Annotated in this window: 17 protein-coding genes; 12 read left to right on the top strand and 5 right to left on the bottom strand. The window is 71.6% G+C overall.

The features are described from left to right. Positions 1-38: 38 nt before the first annotated feature. Positions 39-1,313: a cytochrome P450 gene (locus OG509_RS07355; RefSeq protein WP_387282159.1), complete on the bottom strand. Its 1,275-nt coding sequence runs from the start codon at positions 1,311-1,313 to the stop codon at positions 39-41. A 259-nt stretch (positions 1,314-1,572) separates the two neighbouring features. Here OG509_RS07355 and OG509_RS07350 point away from each other — a divergent pair, with 259 nt between their 5' ends. From OG509_RS07350 to OG509_RS07295, 12 genes are all read left to right on the top strand, one after another. Continuing rightward, entirely contained in the window at positions 1,573-2,895 is a 1,323-nt protein-coding gene (locus tag OG509_RS07350) for an aromatic ring-hydroxylating dioxygenase subunit alpha (RefSeq protein ID WP_406181084.1), read from the top strand. Then, a complete protein-coding gene (locus tag OG509_RS07345) occupies positions 2,888-3,466 on the top strand; it encodes an aromatic-ring-hydroxylating dioxygenase subunit beta (RefSeq protein ID WP_387282161.1) in 579 nt (192 codons plus the stop codon). Before OG509_RS07350 ends, OG509_RS07345 begins: the two co-directional genes overlap by 8 nt. Positions 3,467-3,499: 33 nt before the next feature. Continuing rightward, entirely contained in the window at positions 3,500-3,766 is a 267-nt protein-coding gene (locus OG509_RS07340) for a hypothetical protein (protein WP_319724066.1), read from the top strand. Continuing rightward, positions 3,763-4,629: an FAD binding domain-containing protein gene (locus OG509_RS07335; RefSeq protein ID WP_406181082.1), complete on the top strand. Its 867-nt coding sequence runs from the start codon at positions 3,763-3,765 to the stop codon at positions 4,627-4,629. Before OG509_RS07340 ends, OG509_RS07335 begins: the two co-directional genes overlap by 4 nt. Beyond that, complete coding sequence (locus tag OG509_RS07330) at positions 4,626-5,102, top strand: (2Fe-2S)-binding protein (RefSeq protein WP_387282163.1); 477 nt, start codon at positions 4,626-4,628, stop codon at positions 5,100-5,102. The genes OG509_RS07335 and OG509_RS07330 overlap by 4 nt, the downstream gene beginning before the upstream one ends. Beyond that, entirely contained in the window at positions 5,099-7,441 is a 2,343-nt protein-coding gene (locus tag OG509_RS07325) for a xanthine dehydrogenase family protein molybdopterin-binding subunit (protein ID WP_406181080.1), read from the top strand. Before OG509_RS07330 ends, OG509_RS07325 begins: the two co-directional genes overlap by 4 nt. Before the next feature lie 47 nt (positions 7,442-7,488). Beyond that, positions 7,489-9,069, top strand: a complete 1,581-nt coding sequence (gene mdlC / locus OG509_RS07320; protein WP_406181079.1) for a benzoylformate decarboxylase — start codon at positions 7,489-7,491, stop codon at positions 9,067-9,069. Between the two features lie 154 nt (positions 9,070-9,223). Then, positions 9,224-9,448: a hypothetical protein gene (locus OG509_RS07315; protein WP_406181077.1), complete on the top strand. Its 225-nt coding sequence runs from the start codon at positions 9,224-9,226 to the stop codon at positions 9,446-9,448. Continuing rightward, positions 9,445-15,921, top strand: a complete 6,477-nt coding sequence (locus OG509_RS07310; protein WP_406181075.1) for a condensation domain-containing protein — start codon at positions 9,445-9,447, stop codon at positions 15,919-15,921. Before OG509_RS07315 ends, OG509_RS07310 begins: the two co-directional genes overlap by 4 nt. A gap of 93 nt (positions 15,922-16,014) precedes the next feature. Next, on the top strand, positions 16,015-16,296 hold the full coding sequence (locus tag OG509_RS07305; RefSeq protein ID WP_387282168.1) for a phosphopantetheine-binding protein: 282 nt from the start codon (positions 16,015-16,017) through the stop codon (positions 16,294-16,296). Further along, complete coding sequence (locus tag OG509_RS07300) at positions 16,293-18,617, top strand: amino acid adenylation domain-containing protein (protein ID WP_406181073.1); 2,325 nt, start codon at positions 16,293-16,295, stop codon at positions 18,615-18,617. Before OG509_RS07305 ends, OG509_RS07300 begins: the two co-directional genes overlap by 4 nt. Positions 18,618-18,858: 241 nt before the next feature. Continuing rightward, positions 18,859-19,584 carry a thioesterase II family protein gene (locus tag OG509_RS07295; RefSeq protein WP_406181071.1) on the top strand — a complete coding sequence of 242 codons (726 nt, stop codon included), beginning with the start codon at positions 18,859-18,861 and terminating at the stop codon, positions 19,582-19,584. A 60-nt stretch (positions 19,585-19,644) separates the two neighbouring features. On the opposite strand, the gene OG509_RS07290 is transcribed toward OG509_RS07295, so the two are convergent. The 4 genes from OG509_RS07290 to OG509_RS07275 all read right to left on the bottom strand — a co-directional run bounded on the left by OG509_RS07290 (position 19,645) and on the right by OG509_RS07275 (position 24,025). Beyond that, positions 19,645-20,655, bottom strand: coding sequence for a ferritin-like domain-containing protein (locus tag OG509_RS07290; RefSeq protein WP_406181069.1), 1,011 nt, complete (start codon positions 20,653-20,655; stop codon positions 19,645-19,647). Next, complete coding sequence (locus OG509_RS07285; protein WP_406181067.1) at positions 20,655-21,965, bottom strand: condensation domain-containing protein; 1,311 nt, start codon at positions 21,963-21,965, stop codon at positions 20,655-20,657. Before OG509_RS07285 ends, OG509_RS07290 begins: the two co-directional genes overlap by 1 nt. Before the next feature lie 5 nt (positions 21,966-21,970). Beyond that, entirely contained in the window at positions 21,971-22,210 is a 240-nt protein-coding gene (locus tag OG509_RS07280) for an MbtH family protein (RefSeq protein WP_406181065.1), read from the bottom strand. Between the two features lie 120 nt (positions 22,211-22,330). After that, positions 22,331-24,025 (bottom strand): AMP-binding protein, encoded by a 1,695-nt coding sequence (locus tag OG509_RS07275; protein ID WP_406181063.1) that lies wholly within the window; start codon positions 24,023-24,025, stop codon positions 22,331-22,333. Positions 24,026-24,068 lie beyond the last annotated feature (43 nt).

Raw genomic sequence — 24,068 nt, 5'->3', positions numbered from 1 at the left:
TCTCCTCGGGAAAAAGGGCGGGGCGGGGTACGGACGGATCACGCGGGCCCGGGAGCCGCGATCGCGTTGCCGTCCTGGACGCGCAGCTCGGTGAATCCGTGGAAGCCGAGGTTGTTGTTGTAGTTGAGGGTCTGCGGCAGCACGCGCAGCCCGGGCATCCGCCGGTACAGCGTCGCCAGCGCGATCCGCATCGTCTGGCGCACCAGAGGGTCTCCGAAGCAGAGGTGACGGCCGGCGCCGAAGGTCAGATGGGTGTTGGGGGCCGGCCGGTCGAGCACCAGCTTGTCGGGCTCGGAGAACTGCTGCGGGTCGCGGTTGGCGGACGCCACGTACAGCATCATCGGGCGTCCGGCCGGCAGCACGATCTCCTCGCCGGCGGCGGTGGTGTAGGGGATGTCCTCGCGGGCCACCCGGCCCACGAACTGCACCGGGGTGCACAGGCGCAGCAGTTCCTCGATCGCGTCCGGTACGGCCGCCGGAGTCTGCAGGAGGTCCCGCTCCTCGGCGGTGCACCGGTCGAGGACGTGAACGCTGTTGCCGATCAGGTACCGGATCGAGGCGACGCCGGCGAACAGCAACAGCGCGGCCTGCGCCACCACGTCCTGCTCGGAGAAGCGGTGCCCGTGTACCTCCGTGGTACGCAGCGTGTGCAGCAGCCCGTTCTGACGGGCGGCGCTCTCGGCGCACTCGGGGGAGGCCAGGAACTCGGTCAGCTCACGGGTGCTGGCCTGGGTGCGCTTGAGGTGCTCGACGGTGACCTGCGTCGACCCGAAGAGGTGGGCGATGTCGTCGGTCCAGCGGGTCAGCTCGGGATGGGCCTCGACCGGGACGCCCAGCACATCGGCTATCACCATGGCCGGCAGGGGGAACGCGAACTCGGACATGAGGTCGAAGCCGGAGGGGTCGACCTTGTCCAGGAGTCCGTCCACCAGGCCCTGGATGCGCGGCTCGAGCCACTCGTCGCTGAAGGGCCGGTAGCTGTTATTGGCCTGGCGGCGGTTCACCGTGTGCTCCTTCCCGTCATGGAAGGCGAGCCAGCGCTCGTATACGCCGATCATGTCGGCGAACTCCTCCCGCTGCGACTCGGGCAGGAACCAGAGCGGAACCGCGGCCCGGGCGTTCGAGAGGCGCTCGTCCTTCATGAGCCGCAGGCAGTCCTCGTAACCGAAGAACAGCCACGCGCCGCCGAAGATGCGGTCCGAGCGGAAGGCGGGACTCTCGTTACGCATCTTCTCGTAGAACGGAAACGGGTCCGGAATGTACTCCAGATCGTTGTGCGTGAATTCTTCCGCAGAGAGGGCGTGGGTCGGCAAGGGGATTCCTCCGTCTCGGAGAATTGCAAAGGGGGAAATGCGACATAGAAGCGTGTCGATTGACTAGAACAGAAGCGGCGGCTCACTGGCAACGGCGTCGAACGATGTTGAACAGTGGGACTGTTCACGACTGCTTACTGGTCAGACAGATGCCCGAGGCTCTAGCCTCTCGGGTCGTCGAAGGTGAACGTCGTTCCCGCCGGCCTGGAAAAGGGGGATCACGATGCTGGAAGCAGCTCGTTCGGAGGAGGCGCAAAAGATGTATCGGCTCGATCGTCGCGCCTTCTTCGACGAAGACGTACTGAAGGAGGAAATGCGCCGGGTGTTCCGGCCGAGCTGGCAGCTGCTCGGTTTCGAGTCCGAACTGCCCGACGCCGGCGACTACGCGGTGCGGCGGCTGGGGGACGACGGCGTCATCGTCGCCCGCGACGAGGAGGGCCGCATCAGTGTCATGCTGAACTCCTGCAGTCACCGGGGCACCCAGCTCTGCCGTGCGACCTTCGGCAACTCCGCCCACTTCAGGTGCAGTTACCACGGCTGGACCTATTCCAACGACGGCCGCCTCGTCGGGGTGCCGAGCCTCCGGAGCAACTACCCGCAGGACTTCCGCAAGGAGGCCTACGGCCTCCCGCGGGCCCGGGCCACCGCCTATCGCGGCTTCATCTTCGCCACCTGGAACGAGCAGGCACCTCCACTGGAGGAGTACCTCGGCGACTTCCGCTGGTACCTGGACGCGATGCTCGACCTCACCGGGGGCGACTGGGAGGTCTACGGGCCGCCGCAGCGCTCCGTCGTGAAGGGCAACTGGAAGATCTCCACGGACAACTTCGCCGGCGACGGCTATCACATGCAGACGACCCATCAAGCCGCCTTCGAGCAGGGCATCTACGGCAGCAGCCTTGCCGACGGAACCCTCGGCAAGGGGGAACTCGACCTGATGGGCATCAACATCAGTACCCCGCAGGGTCATGCGGTGCGCGCCGGATACGTCGTCGAGAAGGCGAACCCCACGTTCGAGCGCGACCTCACGCAGGCCGCCTACCTCGGCTATCCGCCGGAGGAGTGGCCGCGCTTCACCGCAGCGCAGACCGAGGAGCAGGTGAGGTTCAACTCGCACTGCGAGGTCGTGCACGGCACGGTGTTCCCCAACGCCGCCTTCCTGAGCGTCTCGCACGACCGGGCCGTCGGCCGCGACACCGATCCGCTGACCAAGTACTTCGTCTGGCGCGTGCACACGCCGATCGACGCGCGTCACACGGAATGCACCTACTGGACGCTGGTTCCCAGGTCGATGAGCGAGGAGTGGAAGCGGCGCTCGTACGCCTTCCAGGCCCGGTCGCAGTCCGCCGGCGGAATCCTCTTCGAGATGGACGATTTCGAGAACTTCGCCCGGATCGACGCGGCGATCAGCGGCAGCGTCGCGGACGACGCGCCCACCGACCTCTCCCTCGGCATGGGGCTCGGGACGCCCGTCCCCGACTTCCCCGGTCCGGGCCGGGCCGAGCACCTCACCCTCTCCGAACACAACCAGCGTGGCTTCTACCGGCGTTGGGCCGAACTCATGGAGGCCCCCCGTGACTGACGCGAGCATGGCGCGGGCGGAGCCGACGCGGCCGCTGCCCGAGCAGCAGCCCTTCCCCGGACGAGGCGCCCGCCACCGCGAGATGGACCGGCCCCTGCGGGAGTTCCTGGAGGAGGAGTCGGCGCTGCTCGACGACCGCCAGTACCAGGACTGGCTCGACCTGCTGGAGGACGACTTCCTCTACCAGGTTCCGGTGCCCCTGCTGCGTGAGGACCCGGACCTGTCCCGGCACAGCGATCGGGCGATGCTCTTCGAGGCGACGAAGCACGTGCTCGCCCTCAAGCTCGGCCGACTGGGCCTGAGGCACGCCTGGTCGGACCGCCCCGGCGGCGTCGTGCGCCACTTCCTCGGGCCTGTCCGCGTGTTCGCCACCCATCGGGTCGGGACCTGGCGTGTCGAGTGCGGTGTGCTCGCCACCTGGAACCGGGGCCGGGGCGAGAGCGCGACCGTCACCGCGAGCCGCCAGGACATCGTGACCGACCTCGGCGGGGGGTCGTATCGCCTGCTGCGGCGGCGCGCGCTCCTCGACATCGAAGTGCCCACGCATGAACAGCTCTCCATCATCTTCTGACGGCCGATGCGGCCACGACTGCAAGGGATCGTCATGAGCGGACTCGCCCGGAGTTCTGCAGGGCGGCAGGAATCGGAACTGTGCAGGATCGTCTGCGAGTCGGCGGCGGTGCGTGTGACGGTCAGCCCCACGGGCAACGGTCAACGGCTCAAACTGGAATCGGAGCGCTCCGGAGCGGTGGTGCTGCTGGACGCCACCGTACTCGACGCACTGTGCCACCTCACTCCGCCGCAGGCCGTCGAACTGGTGCGGGTGCGCACAGAGGGTTCTCCCGACGCCGACCCCGAGGAGGCGCGGTGAAACCGGCGGCCTTCGACTACCAGGTGCCCCGGACCCTCGACGAAGCCCTCGCGCTCCTGGCCGGCGCCGACCGGCCCGCGGTGCCGCTGGCCGGCGGACAGAGCCTGGTTCCCCTGCTGAACCAGCGGCGTGTCAGGCCGGCGACCGTGGTCGACCTCAACCGGGTCGCCGGGCTCGCGGGCATCCGGGTCACCGCCGACTCCGTACGCGTCGGCGCGATGACCAGGCTCAGTGACGTGGAGGCCGATCCCGCCCTGACCGCGGCCCTCCCCGTCCTCGCCCACACCGCCGGCCTCGTGGCCCACCGGCAGATACGCCACCGCAGCACGCTGGGCGGCTCGCTCTGCCACGCGGACCCCGCGGGGCAGCTGCCCGCGTGCGTGGTCGCCCTCGGTGCCCGGCTCACCCTGCACAGCACCCAGGGAGCGCGGACACTCGACGCCGAGGACTTCTTCCAGGGGCCGCACCTCACCGCGCGTCGGCCCGGCGAGCTGCTCACCGCGGTGGCGATCCCACGCCGACCCGGATTCCGCCACCGCTTCGAGGAGGTGTCCCGGCGCGGCAGCGCGGGGCGGCCCCTCGTCGGGGTGTGCCTTGCCGTCGCCGTCGAGGGGCCGGTCGTCGTACGGGCCCGCCTCGCGGCCTCCGGCATCGCCGACCGGCCGGTGCGGCTGCGAGAGGCGGAACGCGCACTGGTCGGACAGCCGCCGGGAACGTCCCTCAGCGGCGTCCTCGACGCCGCGTCCGCCGCCGCCGACCCGCCGGGCGACCTCCACGGAAGCGCCGCCTACCGAACCGACATGCTGCGCACCGCTCTGCGCCGGGCGGTCACCCGTCTTGTGCCCGAGAGGAACGCCGCATGAGATTCCAGGACATCACCCTCACCGTCAACGGAACGGTGCGGTCGGCTCCCGCGGAGGCCCGCACGCTGTTGAGCGACTTCCTGCGCCACTCCCTGGGGCTGACCGGCACGCACGTCGGATGCGAGCAGGGCGTGTGCGGAGCGTGCACCGTGCTGGTCGACGGCGAGCCCGTCCGCTCCTGCCTGATGCTGGCCTTCCAGGCCGACAGCAAGAACGTCGAGACCGTGGAGGGGCTCGCACCCGACGGCGAACTGAACGCTCTGCAGCGGGCGATGATGGCCGAGCACGGGCTCCAGTGCGGATTCTGTACCCCCGGCCTGCTCATGGGCCTGCACTACGCCGAGCGCGCCGGACTGTGCGCGGCGGATGCCCTGGAGAGCGTCGTCGACGGCCACGTGTGCCGCTGCACCGGATACGCCGGGATCCGCTCCGCCGTGGAGCGGCACTGGCAGGGCGGGGAGGGCGCCCGGTGAACTGGCCCGAACCCGTGATCGGCCGCTCCGTGCCCGGCATCCAGGACGCGCGGCTGCTGCGTGGTGAGGGCCGGTACGTCGACGACATCGACGAAGCCGGCGCCCTGCACGCGGTCGTCCTCCGCAGCACCGAGGCCCATGGCGTCGTCACCCGCTTCGACGCCACGGCGGTGCTGGCCGGCGGCGAGGCCCGGCTCGTTCTCGGGCCCGACGACATCGCCGAGCGGCTCGACCCGCTGCCCACCTCCTGGCGGCTGCCCGGCCAGGCTGCCCTGCACGTCGACCCGCAGGCGCGCATCGTGCGCTACGTCGGCCAGCCCATCGGCCTGGTGGTGGCGGACAGCCGCGCCGTCGCGGAGGACCTGGCCGAACGCGTCGCGGTCGACATCGACCCGCTGCCCGCCGTCGTCGGCATCGACGCGGCGCTCGCGGACGACGCACCCCTGGTCCACCAGGACACCGGGAGCAACGTGGCCGGCACGATCCACTTCGGCGACCCCGCCGACGAACTGGAGGAGATCTTCCGGACCGCGCCACATGTCGTCGAGCGACGGCTGAGCGTCCAGCGGGTCAGCCACAGCCCCCTCGAACCGCGCGGGCTGCTCGCCGAGTGGATCGGGCACACCCGCCGGCTCACCGTGTGGAGCAGCACACAGTCGCCCCACGTGGTCCGGCGGGAACTGGCCGCGGCGCTGCGGCTCCGCGCCGATGAGGTCCGGGTCGTCGCCCCCGACATCGGCGGTTCCTTCGGCAGCAAGGTCACCCTGTACGTCGACGAGGCGCTGGTCTGCCTGGCCGCCATGGTGCTCGGCGGCCGGGTGAAGTGGATCGAGGACCGGACCGAGAACCTCACCGCGACCTACCAGGGGCGCGGACAGCAGGCCCGTGGTCGTCTTGCCCTGGACGGCGACGGCACCTTCCTGGCGGTCCACGCCGACATCCTGGGCGACCTCGGGGCGTTCGCCATCCAGGCGGGCTCGGGCCCGTTCCAGGTGACCGGCCTCGCGTTGGAGGGGCCGTACCGCTTCGAGCGGGCGGGCTCCACGGTGACCGGCGTGTTCACCAATGTCGTACCCACCGGCGCCTACCGGGGCTACGGGATGCAGGAGGCCTCCTGGATCCGGGAGCGGCTGGTCACGGAGGCCGCGCGGGAACGCGGTCTCGATCCGGTCCAGCTGCGGCTCCGGAACATGATCGGACCGGGCGAGATGCCGTACACGACGCGCACCGGGCTGACCTACGACAGCGGCGACTATCCGGCAGCCCTGAGGCGCGCCGCCGCCATCGGCGCGGACCGTCGGCGGGCCTCCACCCCGACGCTCCGGCGCGGGGTCGCGGTGACCGCGAGCGTCGAGATCACCGGATTCGCACCGTCAGCGCTCCTGGAGGCCTTCGGCATCGACTGGAGCGGCTGGGAGAGTGCCCGGCTGCGCGTCAACCACGATGGAACCGTCACTGTCTTCTCCGGTGTCGTCGGGATCGGCCAGGGCATCGATACGGCCCTCGCCCAGATCGCGGCCGACCGGCTCGGTGTCCCACTCGACTGGATCACGGTCGAGCTGGGGGACACCGCCACCTCGCCGTACTCGGACCTCACCTCGCAGGCCAGCCGGTCGCTCACGCTGGCCGGCGGAGCTCTGATGAAGGCGGCCGAGAAGATGCGGGAACGGATGCGCCTGCTGGCCGCCGGCTACCTCGGGGCCGACCCGGCGGACGTCTCCATGGACGGGGACGTGTTCCGCGTCGCCGGCCGTGACACCACCATCGCCTGGCGAGAGGTCGCCTCGCGCGGCTGGAAGGGCTGGGGCCGTCCCGACCCCGACCGGATCCGGCTGGAGGAGTCGGTCGACTTCGACCCGCCGGCCCTCACCTACTCCTACAGCGCACACGGCGCGGCCGTCGCCGTCGACCTGGAGACCGGCCGGACGTCGGTGGAGGACTACTGGACCGTCAACGACAGCGGGGTCCTGGTCAATCCGCTTATCGCGGCCGGCCAGATCGCCGGCGGAGTCGCCCAGGGGCTGGGTATCGCCCTCCTGGAGGAGGTCGTGCACGATCCCGCCACCGGACGTCCACTGACCGCGGCCTACGGCGACTACGTCCTGCCGTCCGTCGGTGACGTGCCGCCGGTGACCATCGAGGACCGAGTCACCCCCAGCGAGATCATCCCCGGCGGGTTCAAGGGGCTGGGCGAGGGAGGCGCGATCCCGCCCCCGGCGACCGTTGCCGACGCCGTCGCCGACGCGGTGCCCGAGATCGGTGAACGACTGACGGACACGCCCTTGTCGCCGTTCCGTGTCTGGTCCGCTCTGGCTGCGGCCAAGACGGACTGCGGCTGACCGCACCTGCACCACGCCGTACCCCTCGTACTCAGGAGGTTCCGTCCATGGCGGACGATTTCACCCCGACCGTGCGCGACGTCACCTTCGACCTGCTCAGATCGTTCGGCCTGACCACCGTCTTCGGCAACCCGGGTTCCACCGAACTACCCATGTTCCGCGACTTTCCCGCCGACTTCCGTTACGTGCTCGGCCTCCAGGAATCCGTGGTGCTCGCCATGGCCGACGGCCACGCCCAGGCCACCCACAACGCCGCCGTGGTCAACCTGCACTCGGCGGCGGGGGTCGGGCACGCGATGGGCAGCCTCTTCACCGCCCACCGCAACCGCACCCCACTGGTGATCGTGGCCGGCCAGCAGGCCCGTTCACTCCTGGGCGGCGAGCCGTACCTGTTCAACGACGACGCGGTGGGACTGCCCCGCCCGTACGTCAAGTGGAGCCGGGAACCCGCCCGTCCCCAGGACGTACCGGCGGCCATCGCCCGCGCCTACTACCTCGCCATGACGCCGCCCCAGGGTCCCACACTGGTCTCCGTCCCCGCCGACGACTGGGCGGCCCCCGCGGAGCCCCTGGCGCCGCGCACCGTGAGCACCGCCCTGCGCGGCGACCCCGAACGCCTCGACGATGTCGGCCGCGCGCTGGCCGGCGCGGCCCGGCCGGCCTTCGTGGTGGGCGCCGCGGTCGACCAGGAGCGAGCCTTCGACGACGTGGTGGCCCTCGCCGAACAGCACGGGGCCCGGGTCTGGGCCCCGCCAATGTCCCATCGGTGCTCCTTCCCCGAGGACCATCCGCTCTTCGCCGGATTCCTGCCACCCCTGCGCGAGGGCATCGTGGAGCAGCTCACCGGCCACGACGTCGTCCTCTCCCTCGGGGCGCCGGTGTTCACCTACCACGTCGCCGGCGCCGGCCCCGTCCTCCCCCCGGACACCGCCCTGTTCCAGCTCACCGACGACCCGCAGACCGCGGCGTGGACCCCGGTCGGCACCTCGGTGGTGACCAGCATCCGGCAGGGCGTACGTGATCTTCTCGGGTACGCCCCGCAGACGACGCGCGCGCAGCCGCCCCGGCGGCCACGGCCACGTCCCGTGGCCCCGGACGACGGAACCATCGGCCAGCCGTTCCTCATGCAGACGCTCGCCCGGCTGCGCCCCGCGGACAGCGTCATCGTCGAGGAGGCGCCCAGCAGCCGCCCGGTGATGTGCGAGTACCTTCCCAACACCCGGCCGGAGAGCTTCTACACCTGTGCCAGCGGAGCGCTGGGGCACTCTCTGCCCGCGGCGGTGGGCATGGCGCTCGGAAGGCCCGGCCGACGGGTGATCGCCGTGGTCGGCGACGGCTCCGCCATGTACTCCGTCCAGGCCCTGTGGTCGGCGGCGGAGCTGGACCTGCCGCTCACCGTGATCGTCGTGAACAACGGCTCGTACGCGACGGTCGACCGGTTCGCCGAGCGCTTCGGCATCGGCAAGGCGGTCGGCACCGCCCTGCCGGGCCTGGACTTCGTCGGCCTCGCCCGCGCCCAGGGGTGTGAGGCCTCACGGGTCGAGCGGCCCGAACTGCTCGCCGACGCCCTGCGCGCGGCACTCACCTCCGCCCGCCCCCACGTGCTGGAGGTCGTGACCGGGCGATGAGCGGACGCAGCGTACATCCGGCGGAACCCGGCGCCCCGGCGCTGTGTGCCGATCCGGACAGAGGACACCCCACGGGACCAACAGACAGGACCACCCCATGACACAGCGGACCGAGGAAGACACGCGTCGGCAGATCCGAGACATCGTGATCAGCATGGCACCGGACGCTGGTGCGGCCGACGGGACCGACCCCGACCTGGTGGAGACGCTCGGCTACCACTCGCTCGCTCTGCTGGAACTCGCCTTCGCCCTGGAGGACGAATACGCCCTGCCCCCCATCGACCAGGAGAGCGCCCAGAGCATCCGCACGGTGAGTGACGTGGAGAACTACGTCCTCGCACAACTGCGGCAGGGCGAGGGCGACGGAGGTGCCCGGTGATCGAAGCGAGGCTGCGCGCCGTCGTCGCCCGCGATCCGAGCCGCACCGCAGTCGCCTTCGGCGAACGCCGTCTCAGCTACCGCGAACTGAGCGACCGGACTGCGGGGCTGCGCGCCGGGCTCGGCCGGCTCGGCGTGGTACCGGGCGACCGGGTGCTGATCGTGTTGCCCAACTGCCCCGAATTCGTGATCGGTTACTTCGCCACCGCAGGCATGCGCGCCGAAGTGCAGGCCCTCGACCCGGATCTGACGTTCAACGAGATCCTCGACCGCACGGCGGGGTGCGAACCCGCCGTCGTCATCACGGACACCGTCCGGGCGCCCCTCCTGGAACACCTGGGCGCCAGGTGGCGCCGCTCGCCGCAACTGATCGTCGTCGGCGAGCCCGGCCCGGGCGCCCACGCCTTCGACGCCCTGGCGGTCGCAGGGGTACCGACCGCGGGCGTTTCCCCCACCGCACCCGAGCCGTCCGACGGCCCCTGGGTGCTCACCCACTCCTCCGGATCCACGGGCGAACCGAAGCGTATCCGCAGGAGCCAGGGGAACCAGCTCGCCGAAGCGGACAACATCGCTTCCACGGCAGGGATCACCCCCGACGACGTGATCCTCTGCCCGGTTCCCCTGTTCCACGCGCTCGGCCAGTTCTGCTGCATGATCGTCTCCGTGCTCGTGGGCGCCACGCTGGTCCTCGTCGAACCGCGGGACTCGGGCAGCGTCCCTGACGGGGCTCCGGCACTCGACGTCGAGAGGATCCTCGGCCTGCTGCAGGAGCACCGGGTCACCGTCTTCCCCGCCGTTCCGTACCTCCTCGCGGCGCTCGCCGACTGGCCCGCGGACCAGGAGGCCGACCTCTCGTCGGTACGCCTGTGTCTGTCCGGCAGCAACTTCCTCGCCCCGGGCGTCCAGGAGCGCTTCCTGGCGCGCTTCGCGGTGCCCGTGCGCCAGACCTACGGCAGTTCCGAGGCGGGCAGCGTGTCCTGGGACTGCGGCCCCGGCCCCGTCGTGCCCGAGTCCGTGGGCCGCCCGCTCAACGGTGTCCGGGTGGAGATCCTCGACGACCGGGGCCGTCCGCTGCCGCCCGGCGAGACCGGGGAGATCGCTGTCACCAGTGGCTCGGTGATGACCGGATACGCCGGACAGGCGGCGACGCGGAACCCTGTCCACGGCCGCCACCTCACCGGTGACCTCGGCAGGCTCACAGCCGAGGGGCGCCTCTACGTCACCGGACGCAAGCGCATCCTGATCGACACCGGTGGGCACAAGGTCAACCCGGTCGAGGTGGAGGAGGTCCTGGAGACCCATCCCGACGTCGCGGAAGCCGCCGTGGTCGGGCTGCCGTTGGCCGGTGGCGGTGATCTGCTCATCGCCGCCGTGGTGCCGCGCGGCGCCCTGGACACCACCCGGCTCGCGGCCCACTGCGAGGGACACCTCACCGGCTACAAGGTGCCCGCGCGCTTCGTGGCCGTCGAGGAGATCCCCCGCACCCCGCTCGGGAAGACGCGCCGCGCCGCACTCGCCACCCTGCTCGCGGCAGTGCAGGAGCCCGGCGGGCCGCCGGCCGCCGACGACATCTGGGCGGAGCCCGACCTCGAGGCGCGCACCCGGCTGATCGCGGGCCATGTGCTGCGCTGCGTGGCCGCCGTGACCGGGGAGGTGCCCGAGGAGCACGGCCCCGAAGCTGCGCTGCGCGACCTGGGGCTGGACTCCCTGCGTGCGCTGCGGCTCAAGATGGCTCTGGAGGACAGCCTCCGCCGTGCCGTCGCCCTGCACGACCTGCTCTCCGGCACCTCCGTCGGGGCCTTGGCCCGGCAGCTCGCCGAACAGACCGGCGAGGCGCTGGAGCCGCTGGCAGTCGAAGGGCGAAGCATCGGTGAATTCCCGCTGTCCGCAAACCAGTTGTCGATCTGGCATGCGGACCGACTCGCCCCTGAGAGCGCCGCGTACAACCAGAGCTTTGCCGCCCGGATCACCTCCGGCTGTGAGGCGGACGCCCTCCGGCGGACCTTCCAGGACCTGGTGGACCGCCACCCGGTGCTCCGCACCACGTTCGGGGTGCGCGGCGGTGAGCCGTTCCAGCACGTGGCGGCCCGGGCCCGCGCGGACTTCGAGGTGATCGGGACGCCACTCGACCCCGAAGAGATGGAACGGGAGCTGAGCGCCGAGGCGTTCCGGCCGTTCGCCCTGGAGACGGAGCACCCGATGCGGGTGCGGCTCTACACGGACGCCGGCGACGGCGGCCCCGTCCTTTTGGTGACGACCCATCATATCGCCTCCGACTTCTGGTCGCTGGTGACGATGCTGCGGGACATCGAGACCTCCTACTCGGCGGCGGTGACCGGCGAAGAGATCTACCGGCCCCCGCAGCCGCACACCTACACCGACTACGCCCGCTGGCACGCCAGGTCCGCCGAAGGGCCTGTGGGGGAGCGCGACTGGGCCTACTGGCGGGAGGTGCTCCGCGATCCGCCGCCTGCTCTGGAGCTCCCCCTGGACAAGCCCCGCCCCGTAGTCCAGGCGCAGCACGGCGCCACCTACTTCCACGACCTCGGTCAGGAGTCCGTCAAGGAGCTGGAGGCGTTCGTCCGCGAACGCGGCACCACCGTGTACACCGTGCTGTTCGCCGTCTTCCACGTTCTGCTGCACGCCTGCACCGGGGAGCGGGACATCGCGCTGGCAGCCATCACCACCAACCGGCAGCGGCGTGAATTCCAGGACGTGCTCGGATACTTCGTCAACCCGGTCGTCTGCCGGACGCCGATCGACCCCGACGAGCCGTTCGAAGAACTGCTGGGGCGGGTCCGCGACAGTCTGCTCAAGGGCCTCGAACACCGGACGCTGCCCTTCGAGCGGATCGTGGAGCGGCTCGGTCTCAGACGCGACCGGAGCCGCGCGCCTCTCGTCGAGGTGGCCTTCGGCCAGAACAAGGCGCACGACGAAGCCCGGCTCGCGGTCGGCCGGTTCCTGTCCGGCGGCAGCGGCCGGACGCTGCGCCTCGGCGAGCTCGCTCTGGAATCGATGGCGCTGCGTCAGCGCGGTGTCGTCTACGACCTCTCTGCGTCGGTGTACGAAGCGTCCGACTCGGTGGCGATCGCCTGGGAGTACAGCACCGAGCTCTTCGAGGAGCCGACCGTCGTGCGGCTGGCGGGGCAGTTCGAGAACGTGCTGCGGGCTGTGCTGCGGACCCCGCGGACTCCCGTGGGGCGGATCGACGTGCTGGACGCCGGAACCCGTGACCGACTGCTCGCCGCCTCGCGCGGCGGGCCGGGCCCCCGGAACCCGCGGACGGTGACCGAGGAGACCGTCCGCCATGCCGCCGCCATGCCGCAAGTGACGGCGGTCGAGGCGGACGGCGAACTGCTCACCCGCGGGGAACTGGTCCGGCGGGCAGGCGCGCTGGCCGACCGCGTCCGGGCCACACGCCCCGGGTCCGGCGCCGTCGCCGTGGTGTGGCTGCCGCCCACCGCCGACCTGGCCGTCGCCGGCCTCGGCGCGATGCTGGCCTCCGTGGCCTGCGACCCCGTCCGGGCGGACAGCCCGCCCGACCGCGTTCGGGCCGTCGCGGCGGGCGACGGCGCGCATCTCGTCATCACCACGGCATCGGGCCGCGACCGGCTCGGCGCGATCGGCCTGCCCGTCGTCTGCGTGGACGACCTACCGTCCGCCGCCGGCGTGGATCTGCCCGGAGTGCCGGGCTCCGGGCCGGAGAGCACGGCTGGCGGCCTGCCCGCGGTGATCCAGCGCACGTCGGGAGTGACCGGCCCGCCGCGCGAGTCCGTACTGGACCACCGGACGCTCGCGGCCTGGGCCCAGTGGCTCCGGGAACAGTACGGCTCTCTCGATGGAGTGCTCGTACACGGGTCGCTCGCACCCGACCGGATGCTGGCCCGGCTGCTCGCCGTGCTGGCCGCGGGGGGCCGCGTGGTACTCACCGCGGCTGGCGGGAGTGCGCGTGAACTCGCTGAACTCCTCACTGCCGAGAGGGACTTCGCCCTTGTGGCGCTCACCCCCACGGAGTGCGCCGCGCTCCTTCCCGCGCTGGCCGGACGCAGGCCGCGCACGGCGGCGCTCGCCATCAGCGGTGAGACCCTGCCGGGCGGACTGCTGCGGGAGGTGACCGCGGCGACCGGAGGGACGCGTGTCGTGCACGAGTACGGCGGCGCCGACACCTTCCCGGTGGTGCGCGCCCACGAGGCTCCGCGGCATGTGCTGCGCGACGACCTGCCCGTACCGGTGGGCCGCCCCGTTCCCGGCGTCGAGTGCTATGTCCTCGACCCTTCGGGGCGGCTGTGTCCCCCCGGCGTCGTCGGCGAGCTCTGCGTGGTGCAGGCCCCGTCCGCCGCGCCGCCCGGCTCCGGACCCCCGGCTGCCGGGCAGCGAGCCTCACTGCCGGGAGGGCCGTCACCGGTCCGCACCGGCGATGCCGGCCACTACCTGCCCGACGGTGACGTCGTGGTCCTCGGCCGGATCGGCGACCGTACGGCCGTGCGCGGCTATCGCGTCGAACCGGCCCAGGTGGAGGCGGCCCTCACCCGCCTGCCTGCCGTCGCCCGGGCGCTGGTCGTCCCCGGCACGGACGGCGTGCCCGTGGCCTACGTCGAACCGGGCGGCGATGGGCACGATGGCACCGGCGACGGGCTCACGGCCGCGGCGCTGCGCCACGGGCTGCGCCGCGCACTCCCCGAGTACATGCTCCCGGCCGAGTACCTGCTCGTCGACCGGCTGCCCGTGGCCGGCAACGCGAAGACGGCGCGGACCGCTCCCGCGCCGGAGGCGGCCTCGGCCGACCCCATGGGGGTCGAGGCGGCGGCCACGGCCGACACCGGAACGATGACCTCGATGGAAAGCCGGCTCGCCACCATCTGGAAGGAGATCCTGGGCGCCCCTTGCGTCGGACCGGACGACGACTACTTTGATCTCGACGGCGACTCGATCACGGGCCTGCGCATCGTCTCCCGCGCCGCGGACGAGGGCATCCGGATCACTCCCAGGCAGCTGTTCACCCACCCCGTGCTCCGCGAACTCGCCGCGGTGGCCGAGGACACCGGCGGGGCGGCCCGGCCGGACCCCGGCGAGCCGTCGGCACGGGAAGACGGCGCCTCGCGCGTGCCGACCCGGTCACCGTCCGAGAACCCCGGGCTTGCCGGGACCATCCCCCTGGCCCCTGTCCAGCAGTGGTTCTTCGATCTCGAACCGGCCGAGCGGTCGCACTGGAACCAGGCGGTCCTCCTCAGGACGACACGGGTGGTCGACCGTGCCGCGCTCGCGGTGGCACTGCGGTCGGTCGCCCTGCACCACACGGTCTTCCGGCACCGCTTCACCCGGCCGACGGCCGGAGCCGCCCCACGACAGTGGTACGACCCTGAAGGAGTGGCCGTCCACCTCGTCGAGGAGGAGTGCGCCCGCGCACCGGAGGACGTTGCCGAGGAGTTGCACGCCTCACTCGACTTGGAGAAGGGCCCGCTGTTCGCCGCCGCGGTCTTCCCCGCCCCGGCCGACGGCGCCGGCGCCGGCACCGTTCACGTGTTGCTCGTCGCCCACCATCTGGTGATCGACTTCGTCTCCTGGCAGATCGTCGTGGACGACCTCACCACGGCCTACGGCCAGCTTGCCGCAGGGGAGGACGTACGGCTGCCGCCCTTCGTGCCGTACTTCCGGTGGACCACTCTGCTGCACGCCCACGCCGACTCCGCCGCCGTGCGGACCGAACTGGACCACTGGGCACCGCCGGGCGACACGGAACGGCCGGCCGGCCGGCTCGTGCCACCGGGCGTCGAGCGTGACGCACGCGTGGTGACCGCGGACCTGTCGCAGGAGGTCACGGCCGCACTGCTGACGCGCGCGGGTAAGGCGGTGGGGACACGCCCGCAGGACATCGTTCTGGCCGCGGCCGCCTACGCGGTGGCCCGGTGGACGGGGGAGGCTCAGGTCCGCATCGATCTCGAACGGCACGGCAGGGAGCACCTGTTCGAGGGAGTCGATCCGGGTCGCACCGTAGGCTGGTTCACGGTCGTGCATCCGGTGCGATTCGACCTGCCACGGGACCCGGATCCCCTGGCCGTGTACGGCGCGATGTGCGATGAGCTGCGTGGAGTTCCCGCCGACGGCGTCGGCTACGGCCTGCTGCGTCATGCCGCGACCGATCCCTCCGTACGCGACCGCATGGCAGTCGTACCGCCGGCCACGGTCAACTTCAACTACCTGGGCCGCATGGGTGTGCTGCTCGGCGGCAGCGGACAACAGGCCGTCACCCGGGACCTGTTCACACCGGCCGTCCTGGGCGAGGTGGCCGACCGCGCCCCCGCGAACGCACGTCCCTACGAGCTGGAGTTCAGTGCGATGCCGATCGGAGGACGGATGCGCCTGCGCGTCGTACACGCCGAGGGCCCCGGACGGCCGCCGGCGGAGGAACTGCTCTCACACATGGGGGAGGCGCTGACCGAGCTGGTCGCCCGTCTCTCCACCACGGGACGCTGAGCATCGTCCCGCGCCGGTGAGCGCGGCCCCTCGCTCGTCGCTCACGACCCCGGTCCCACCGAAGCACCGACCGCCGCCCCAAGGAGGCACGACATGCCATCGGGCCCGTCCACCCAGCCCGCCCGCATCACCGACATCACCGAGCAGGTGCGTGCGGCCTGGGCCGCAGCCCTGGAAGACGACACGTTCGCCGACGACGACGACTTCTTCGACATCGGCGGACACTCCCTGTTCGTCGCCCGCATCATGGCTCGCCTGGGCAAGGCCCAGGGGCAACGGTTGTCGCTGCGCCTCTTCTTCGAGAACCCCACCGTCGAGAGCCTGTCGCGGGCGATCGAGGCGATCGTGGGACAGAACGGAGGCGAGCCGCGATGACCTCCACGGACGAACGGCTCCCGCCGCCCGCCTGGAACGACACCACCCGTGACTACCGGCGCACGGCGACCGTCCCGGACCTGGTGCGCGAGGCCGCCGCCCGCCACCCCGGGCGCCCGGCCCTCGTCGGAGCCGACGGCCGGGTGACGACTCACGCCGAACTGGACGCGTGGAGCGACCGCATGGCACGGCTGCTGCACGACCGGGGTCTGGGGCGCGGCGACTTCGTGGCGCTGTACTGCGACCGTACTCCGCTCGCCGTCGCCTCCCTGCTCGGTGTGCTCAAGTCGGGGGCCGCGTACCTCCCCATCGATCCCGCCTGGCCGCGACAGCGGGTCACCGGGCTCCTGCGCGACCTCGGCGTACGGTGCGTCATCACAGGCGCCGTGCACCTGCGGACCGTGCAGGAGATCCGCTGGGAGGTGCCGACCGTGACCGAAGTCGTCTGCCCGGACATCGACGCCGACAGCACCTGGGCACCCGTTCTGGACCGCACCGAGGTCGAGGAGTTCTTCGACTTCCTCTCCGGCGAACCCGACCCGCTGGAAGCCGCCGGGTTCAACCTGCGGCGCTCCGACCGCCCGTACACACCCGCCGACGTGACCGCGTACGCGCGGCACGTGGCGGGCCTGGCACAGGAGGCCGCTGGCCGGGGCGCGGACATCCTGGAGGTGGGCTGCGGCACCGGGCTCGTCACGGAGGTTCTCGCTCCCGGCGCGCGGAGGTACGTCGCCGCCGACCCGTCGGGCGTCGCGGTGCGGCGCAACCTCGCCACCGCGGCCGCCGGCGGGTTCCGGGTCGAGGGCCTCGTCACCTACGCGCACGAGGTCGCGGACGTCGTTCAGGGGCCGTTCGACCTGATCGTCATGGCCAGCACCGTCCAGTTCCTGCCCGACATGGACTACCTGTTGCAGACGCTCGCCTCGCTCAGTGGCCTGCTGCGCCCGGGCGGTGGAATCCTGCTCGCCGACCTGATCGACCCGGACATCGAGGCGCACGCCGGACTCAGGGTTCCCCCCGCCCTGCTGGACAGGCTCTCCGAGGTGCTGCCCACCGTTGCCGAGGTGGAGGTGAAGCGGCGCACCGAGGGAGGCTTCAACGGCGAACTGGCCGGTCGCTACGACGCGTTGATCCGTCTCGTCGGGCACGTACCGGAGGCGGACCGGGGCGGACGGGTCTGGACCGGGGCGGCCGTCGCCGCACGCCCCGCGCTCCCGCCGCGGGACGCGGTCACCGCCGACGACCTCGCGTACGCCATCTTCACCTCCGGCTCCACGGGCACCCCCAAGGGCGTGGCCGTCCAGCACCGCTCCGCCGTCAACCTCATCGAATGGATCAACGGCACGTACCGGGTGAGCCCTCCGGACCAAGTGCTCTTCGTGACCTCGTTCTGCTTCGACCTGTCCGTGTACGACATGTTCGGGGTGCTCGCCGCCGGAGGCTCGGTCCGTGTCGCCACGCAGGGCGAGATCGCCGAACCCGACGTCCTCATCGACATCCTGGAAGGCGAACCGGTCACCCTCTGGGACTCGGCCCCCGCGGCGCTGGCGATGCTCACCCCTTTCCTCGCAGAGCGCGACGCGCGGGGACGCGACGGGCTGCGGCTCGTCCTGCTCAGCGGCGACTGGATTCCATTGCCGCTGCCGGACGAGATGCGTGCGGCCTTCCCCGGGGCGAAGGTGATCGCGCTCGGCGGTGCCACCGAGTGCACGGTGTGGTCGAACCACTACCCGGTCACGGCGGTGGATCCCGAGTGGCCGAGCATCCCCTACGGCAGGCCCATGACCAATGCCCGTTACTACGTGCTCGACGAGAACCTGAGGCCCACCCCGGTCGGGACGCCCGGCGACCTCCACATCGCCGGTGACTGCGTCGCCGTCGGCTACGTCGGCAGCCCCGCGCTCACCGCCCGGAAGTTCCTGCCCGACCCCTGGGCACCCGGGCCCGGAGAACGCATGTACCGGACCGGCGACCGGGCCCGCTGGCTGCCCGACGGGAACCTGCAGTTCCTCGGCCGTCTCGACGACCAGGTCAAGGTACGCGGCTACCGCATCGAACTCGGAGAGGTCCAGAGTGCGCTGGTGCGCTGCCCGGGTGTGCGGACAGCCGTCGTGGTCGCCGTCGACGGACCCGGAGGCAAGCACCTGGCCGCCTCCTACGTCCCGGAGGCCGCGTCCCCGGTCGGGGTCGAGGAGGTGCGGAGTCACCTTCGGGCTCAGCTGCCCGCCTACATGGTTCCGACGCGGATCGCGGCCGTGCAGACCCTGCCGCTGACGGCGACGGGGAAGGTCGACCGCGGTGCGCTGATCAGCGGAGGCTGAGACGGCAGAGGGCGGGGAGGGAGGCCCACCCGCCCGGCGGGCGGCCTCCCTCCCCCCTCCTCGAAGGCCGGCACATCGGGAATGCTTTCCGAGGAAACCACGACTCCTGGACCGGGTATTGCATTCTCCGTCCGGGCATTTCTTCGGGTGGTCCGGCAGGAATTCACGTGAACCGCGTGTCAGGGGAACGAGCAGATTGAACGTGGCGGCGGATATCTTCGGAGAGCCTAGGATGCAGCGCATGGCGAACAATCGAGGGCTTGTTGAAATAGCGATGGCATCGGAAGGCGAGAGAGTTCTCTACGCGATTCCGCATGCCGGCGCGGGAGTCGCGGCCGTCAAGAAGATGTGCCGTGCGCTCGGTGAGCGGTGGACCGCGGTCGGCGTCCGGCTGCCGGGTCGGGAATCGCGTACCGCCGAGGCCCCGGTTTCCGACCTGGCCGTGCTCGCGGACACCCTGAGCGCACAGATCGCCGCGCACGCCGGGAGCCGTGAGGTCTACCTCTACGGACACTGCGCCGGAGCGGTCATCGCCTACGAGGTCGCCCGCCGGCTGCCCGCGGCGCAGCTGCGGGGCCTCGCGGTATCCGCGCACCAGTCCCCGGACCGGATTCCCGTGACCGAGTCCTGGCGACTGCCCCCGGACGAGTTCTTCGCGCGGGTCCGGGAGGACGGCTATCTGCCGGACGAACTCCTCGACGACCCGGACCTCCTGGACCTCGTCGAACCGGCCCTGCGGGCCGACTACCGGGCGATCGAGAGCCACGCTCACGAGCCGGAGCCCATCGACGCCCCGATCCTCGCCCTGCTGGGGACCGGGAAGCACGCGATACCCGTCGAGGACGTCGTGTCCTGGGCGAAATGGACTTCGGTGGGCTTCCACCTCGAAATGCTTCCCGGTGGCCACAACCTGCTGCAGGACAGCCCGGCGGACGTGGCGGCGGCCCTGGACCGGCATCAGCCCTGAGGAATCCGTACCCGAGGTGCCCGGGTACGCCGGGCGTGCGACGGCTGCCGCGACGGCCCGTCAGCCGGCGCGGCCGCCCCGGCGCATCCGTTCCACGGTCCGCGCGGCCGCACGGTCGAGGAGATCCAGCCGGTCCAGCCGCGCCACCACCGTGGGCGTCAGGAGCCCGATCTGCGCCAGCATGGGTACGATCCGGGAGAACAGGGACCTGCGATACGCGGCCAGGCCCGGATCGTACGTGGCGAACCGCACCCCCGCCGCCTGGTCGACTTCGAGCCGTTCCCACACGTCGGTCAGCAGGAACCGCAGCCGCAGCAGCTCGATCGCCTCCAGCACGAACTCCTCCCGGTGCGCACGCTCGGCGTCGGACAGCTCGGGCAGCACGTCTTTGAGCAGCAGGACGCCGAACGACACATGGCGGGCCTCGTCCCTGGCGACCCTGACCACGATCTGCTTGATCAGCGCATCGTGGAAGGTCGCCTCCGCGAGCCGGAACCCGGCCAGTGCGACCGGCTCCACCAGACACTGGATCGCGAGGGCCGTGAACTCCCACTCCCGGGCCACCAGCGCGTCCTGGAACAGCGCCCGCAGCGCCTCCGTCACCGGATAGGGGTCCGGTACGTGCTCACGTACGTACCGGGCGAACGCCTCGACATGGCGGGCCTCGTCACCGGCCTGACTGATCGCGCACAGCTTCGCCTCCACCTCGGGCAGCACCTCGGCCAGCCGGGCGCACGAGACCAGCGCCGCCTGCTCCCCGTGCAGGAACTGAGAGACCATCCATGCCTGCACCTCCCAGCGGAAGGCGTCCCAGCCCGCCTTGCCGCGGTGCGCGAGCGGCGAGGAACGGAACGTGCCCAGCGCGTACGCGGAGCCCTCCGGCAGCGGAGAGCCGAACCCGACCCGCAGGGACCAGTCGATGTCCGTCGACGCGTTCCACTGGGCGAGTTTGGCCGACTCGTACAGCTGCGACAGGCGCGTGGTCCGAGCGTCGTAGTCCCAGTTGAGCACGGCGCTGACCGCTGTCTCCACCATGAGCCGGGCGGGCTCGACGGCTTGAGGTGCGGGCATCAGCGCCGTCCGCCTTCACCCACAGGCCGGTCCGGGTGTTCGGCCACGTGGACGGCCATTCGCGCGAAATCGTCGACGAGCCGGCGTACCCACGAGCTCTCGAACCGACGCTGGTCGTACCAGACGATGCCCTGGACACCGGCGCGCTCGGGGATCAGCGCGAACTCCAGGTCGAAGCGGCTGCCCGATCCGTCCGGCGGCGCCAGCTGGCTCACCTCCAGTCCGTCCAGGGACAGCTGGTACTCGGGTCCGGCCATGACCTGGAAGAGGATGTTCTCAAGCCCCGCGCCCCGCTCGCCCTGCGCCTGCGGCACCAGGTGATACGGGATCTCCTGGTTGCCCAGCGCGTCGAACACGATGTCCTGGGTGGCCTCCAGCACGTCTTCGAAAGTGGGCCGCTGCGGCATCTTGACCCGCAGCACCAGAAGGTTCGTCAAGAAGCCTACGGTGTCCGCGAGTTCGGGCCGCAGCCGATTGGCGAACATCGAGGCGAGGCCGAAGTCCGTGTCCCCGGTGTAGGTGTGCAGCACGGACGTGAAGACGGCGAGTCCGGCGGCGAACGTCGTGGTGCGCTGGGACCTGCAGATCTCCGCCAGGCTCGCGGCGGCAGACTCGGGCAGGTCGAACGTGTGCGTTCCGGGCCGCTGGGCGCCGTCGGCCCTTCCTGTGGGGCGCCCCACCAGCGCGGGGGGCTGCGCACCGGCCAGCCGGGAACGCCAGAACTCCTGTTGTCCGGTCAGCGCTCCCGACTCGAAGCGGTCCCGCTGCCACTCACTGAAGTCCATGTACTGCATGGGCGGCCGCTCCGGCCGCGGCACGACCGCCGAGCCGCCCGGACGGTAGAGCCGGCCGAGGTCGCCGGCCAGCACGCCCCCGGACCAGCCGTCGGTGGACAGGTGATGGATGTTCAGCATCAGCACCGACTCCTCGGGCGCGACCTCGAGCAGCGTCGCCCGCACCGGTGAGACCCCCAGGTCGAACGGGGTGCGGACCAGATCCCGCATGACGCCCTCCAGGGCGGCGGGAGTGCCGTCTGTCCGGAGCGACTCCAGGGGCACCGGACGGGGCTCGTGGACATGCTGCACCAGACGCCTGCGCGAGGTCTCGTACGTCGTCCGCAGCGCCTCGTGCCGGTCGACCAGGGCGTCGAGGGCCGCCCTCAGCGCGGTGTGGTCGAGTGGCCCGGCGAGCCGGTAGAAGACCGGTACGGCGAGTGGCGACTCGCCGCCCCGATAGTGCTCCATGAGGCCGAGAAGACGTTGGCCGAGTGAGGCGGGGGCTGAGCGTTCGACGGTCGTCACGTCATTCATCGGGGTCATCCCTGGCAGGCGGTCGAGGCGGGGGCGGTGGCAGCCCTCGCGGCGGGCAGCGTACGGACGGTGAGCGGGCGGATGTCCGGCCACACGCTCTCGATGCGGCGCAGACACTCGTCCTCGGAGCCCGAGGTGCCCTCCAGCCGCCAGCCCTCGGGGAGGGCGTGGCCGGACGGCCAGATCGAGTGCTGCTCCTCCGCGTTGACGACAACGTGGAAGCGGGAAGAACCGTCGGATCGCATCTGTCGCCCTTCGTCGGGAGGGAAAGAGGGGGAGGTGGGTGCTTCGTGCCGGCGCCGTGTCGCTCGCGCGCCTGACATGCGCATGAGCGGGGGAGCAGCTGGAACGGCGAGGCCGGTTCGTCATCCTGTCGCGGCGATCGAGCCGGCGTCCAGGACGTTCGACTCGAACGCCCTGCCGCCCAGTTCGCCGGCGAGGTGAGCCCGCCACATCGCCCGGCGCCGGGGCTTCCCGCTGGAGGTGCGCAGCACCGTGCCGCGAGGGCCGTTCACGATGACCACGTCGAGACCCGGCACACGGCGCCGCAGCCGACGTACGACCTCCCCCGTCCAGGGCCCGGGACGGCGCTCCACGACCACGACCGCTGTGTCGCGCCCCCCGGCGGCGCCGAGGAGTACGGCCACCCCGGCCGTCCGCAGCTCGGGCAGCCGCGCCACCGAGGCCTCCAGGTCCTCCGCGAACACGGTCGTCGCACGGCACTTGAGGCTGTCACCGAGCCGTCCGACCACGAACAGCTCGCCCTGGTCGAAGAAGCCGCAATCGCCTGTCCGGAGCTGGCCCCCGCTGAAGACGCCCTCGCCGGTCCCCGCGTCGGCCCCCGCGTAGCCCTCGGCCACCGAGGGGCCGCCCACCACGATCTCGCCGACATGCCCCTCGGGCAGCGGCCGCCCCAGCCGGTCGGTGACCAGCACACGGCTCCCGGCGACCAAGGGGCGTCCACAGCCCGTCAGTTCCATCGCCTCGGTGCCGTCGGTGCTCGGACGCACACGACGGCCGACATCGAGCGCACGCGGGTCGACCGACACGGAGCGCGGTTCGTCGTCGCGCGACGACCCGGTCACCGCGAGGGTCGCCTCGGCCAGCCCGTACGCGGGCAGCAAGGCCGTGGAGCGGAACCCGAACGGTGACAGCAGGGCGGCGAACTGCCGCAGCACCTGCGGCGGCACGCGCTCGGCCCCTGTGATGACCGCCGACCACCCGGAGAAGTCCATCTCCTCCAGGGACTCGGCCCGCACCCGGCGTACCACGTGCTCGAGTCCGAAGGCCGGAGACGCGGTGAGCTGCGCTCCCAGCGTGCCGAAGCAGCGCACCCACTCCAGCGGGGTGCGCACGAAATCCTCGGGACGCATCACCCACAGATCGGCGCCGATCGACAGCGGCGTCAGCAGGCAGCCGACGAGGCCCATGTCGTGATGGAACGGCAGCCAGGTCGCGGTCGCGTCCGACGATCCCATCCGAAGCCAGCGGCGCACCGCAGCCAGGTTGGCGGAGAGCGCGTCGGTCGTGACGGCCACCGCCTTGGCCGGGCCGCCCGACCCCGAAGTGAACTGCACCAGTGCCCGCTCGGGCGTGCACGCGAGGGCCTGCGGCACCCCGGCCGCCGCCGACAACTCGGCCATGGTCACCTTGAGCACCCGCGGGCAGTCGGGCCCGACAGGGACCGCGCCTAGCGGGTCGGCCCATTCGGGACGGGTGACCAGGACCTTAGGCCGGATGGACGCGAACATCCGCTCCGCGTGGCGCCGATGGGCGTCGGGATTCTCGAACACGAGAGGAGGAGCCAGCGGGGCGGGAGTGGCACCGACGGCCACCGTGCCCAGCACGGTGGCCACGAACTCGGGACCGGTTCCGGTCGCCGGTACGACGACCTCACCGGGCGCGACACCGAGTGACCGCAGCCGGTCCGCCAACACGAAGGCGGCACGCGCGAGTTCGGTGTACGGATGGAAATCCCAGCCCCCCAGCCCGTCGTAGAACCGGATGCCGCGCCGGGGGTCGGGGTCGACAAGCGCGTCCAGCAGCGGATGTTGCTCCATGACACCTCACATTCGTGCGCCGCCGGTACGTCCGGCCGTGCGC

Source organism: Streptomyces sp. NBC_01006 (genome assembly GCF_045162725.1).
Classification (GTDB): domain Bacteria; phylum Actinomycetota; class Actinomycetes; order Streptomycetales; family Streptomycetaceae; genus Streptomyces.
Note: the sequence above shows the minus strand (reverse complement) of the source record. Positions and strands in the feature narration are given on the sequence as shown.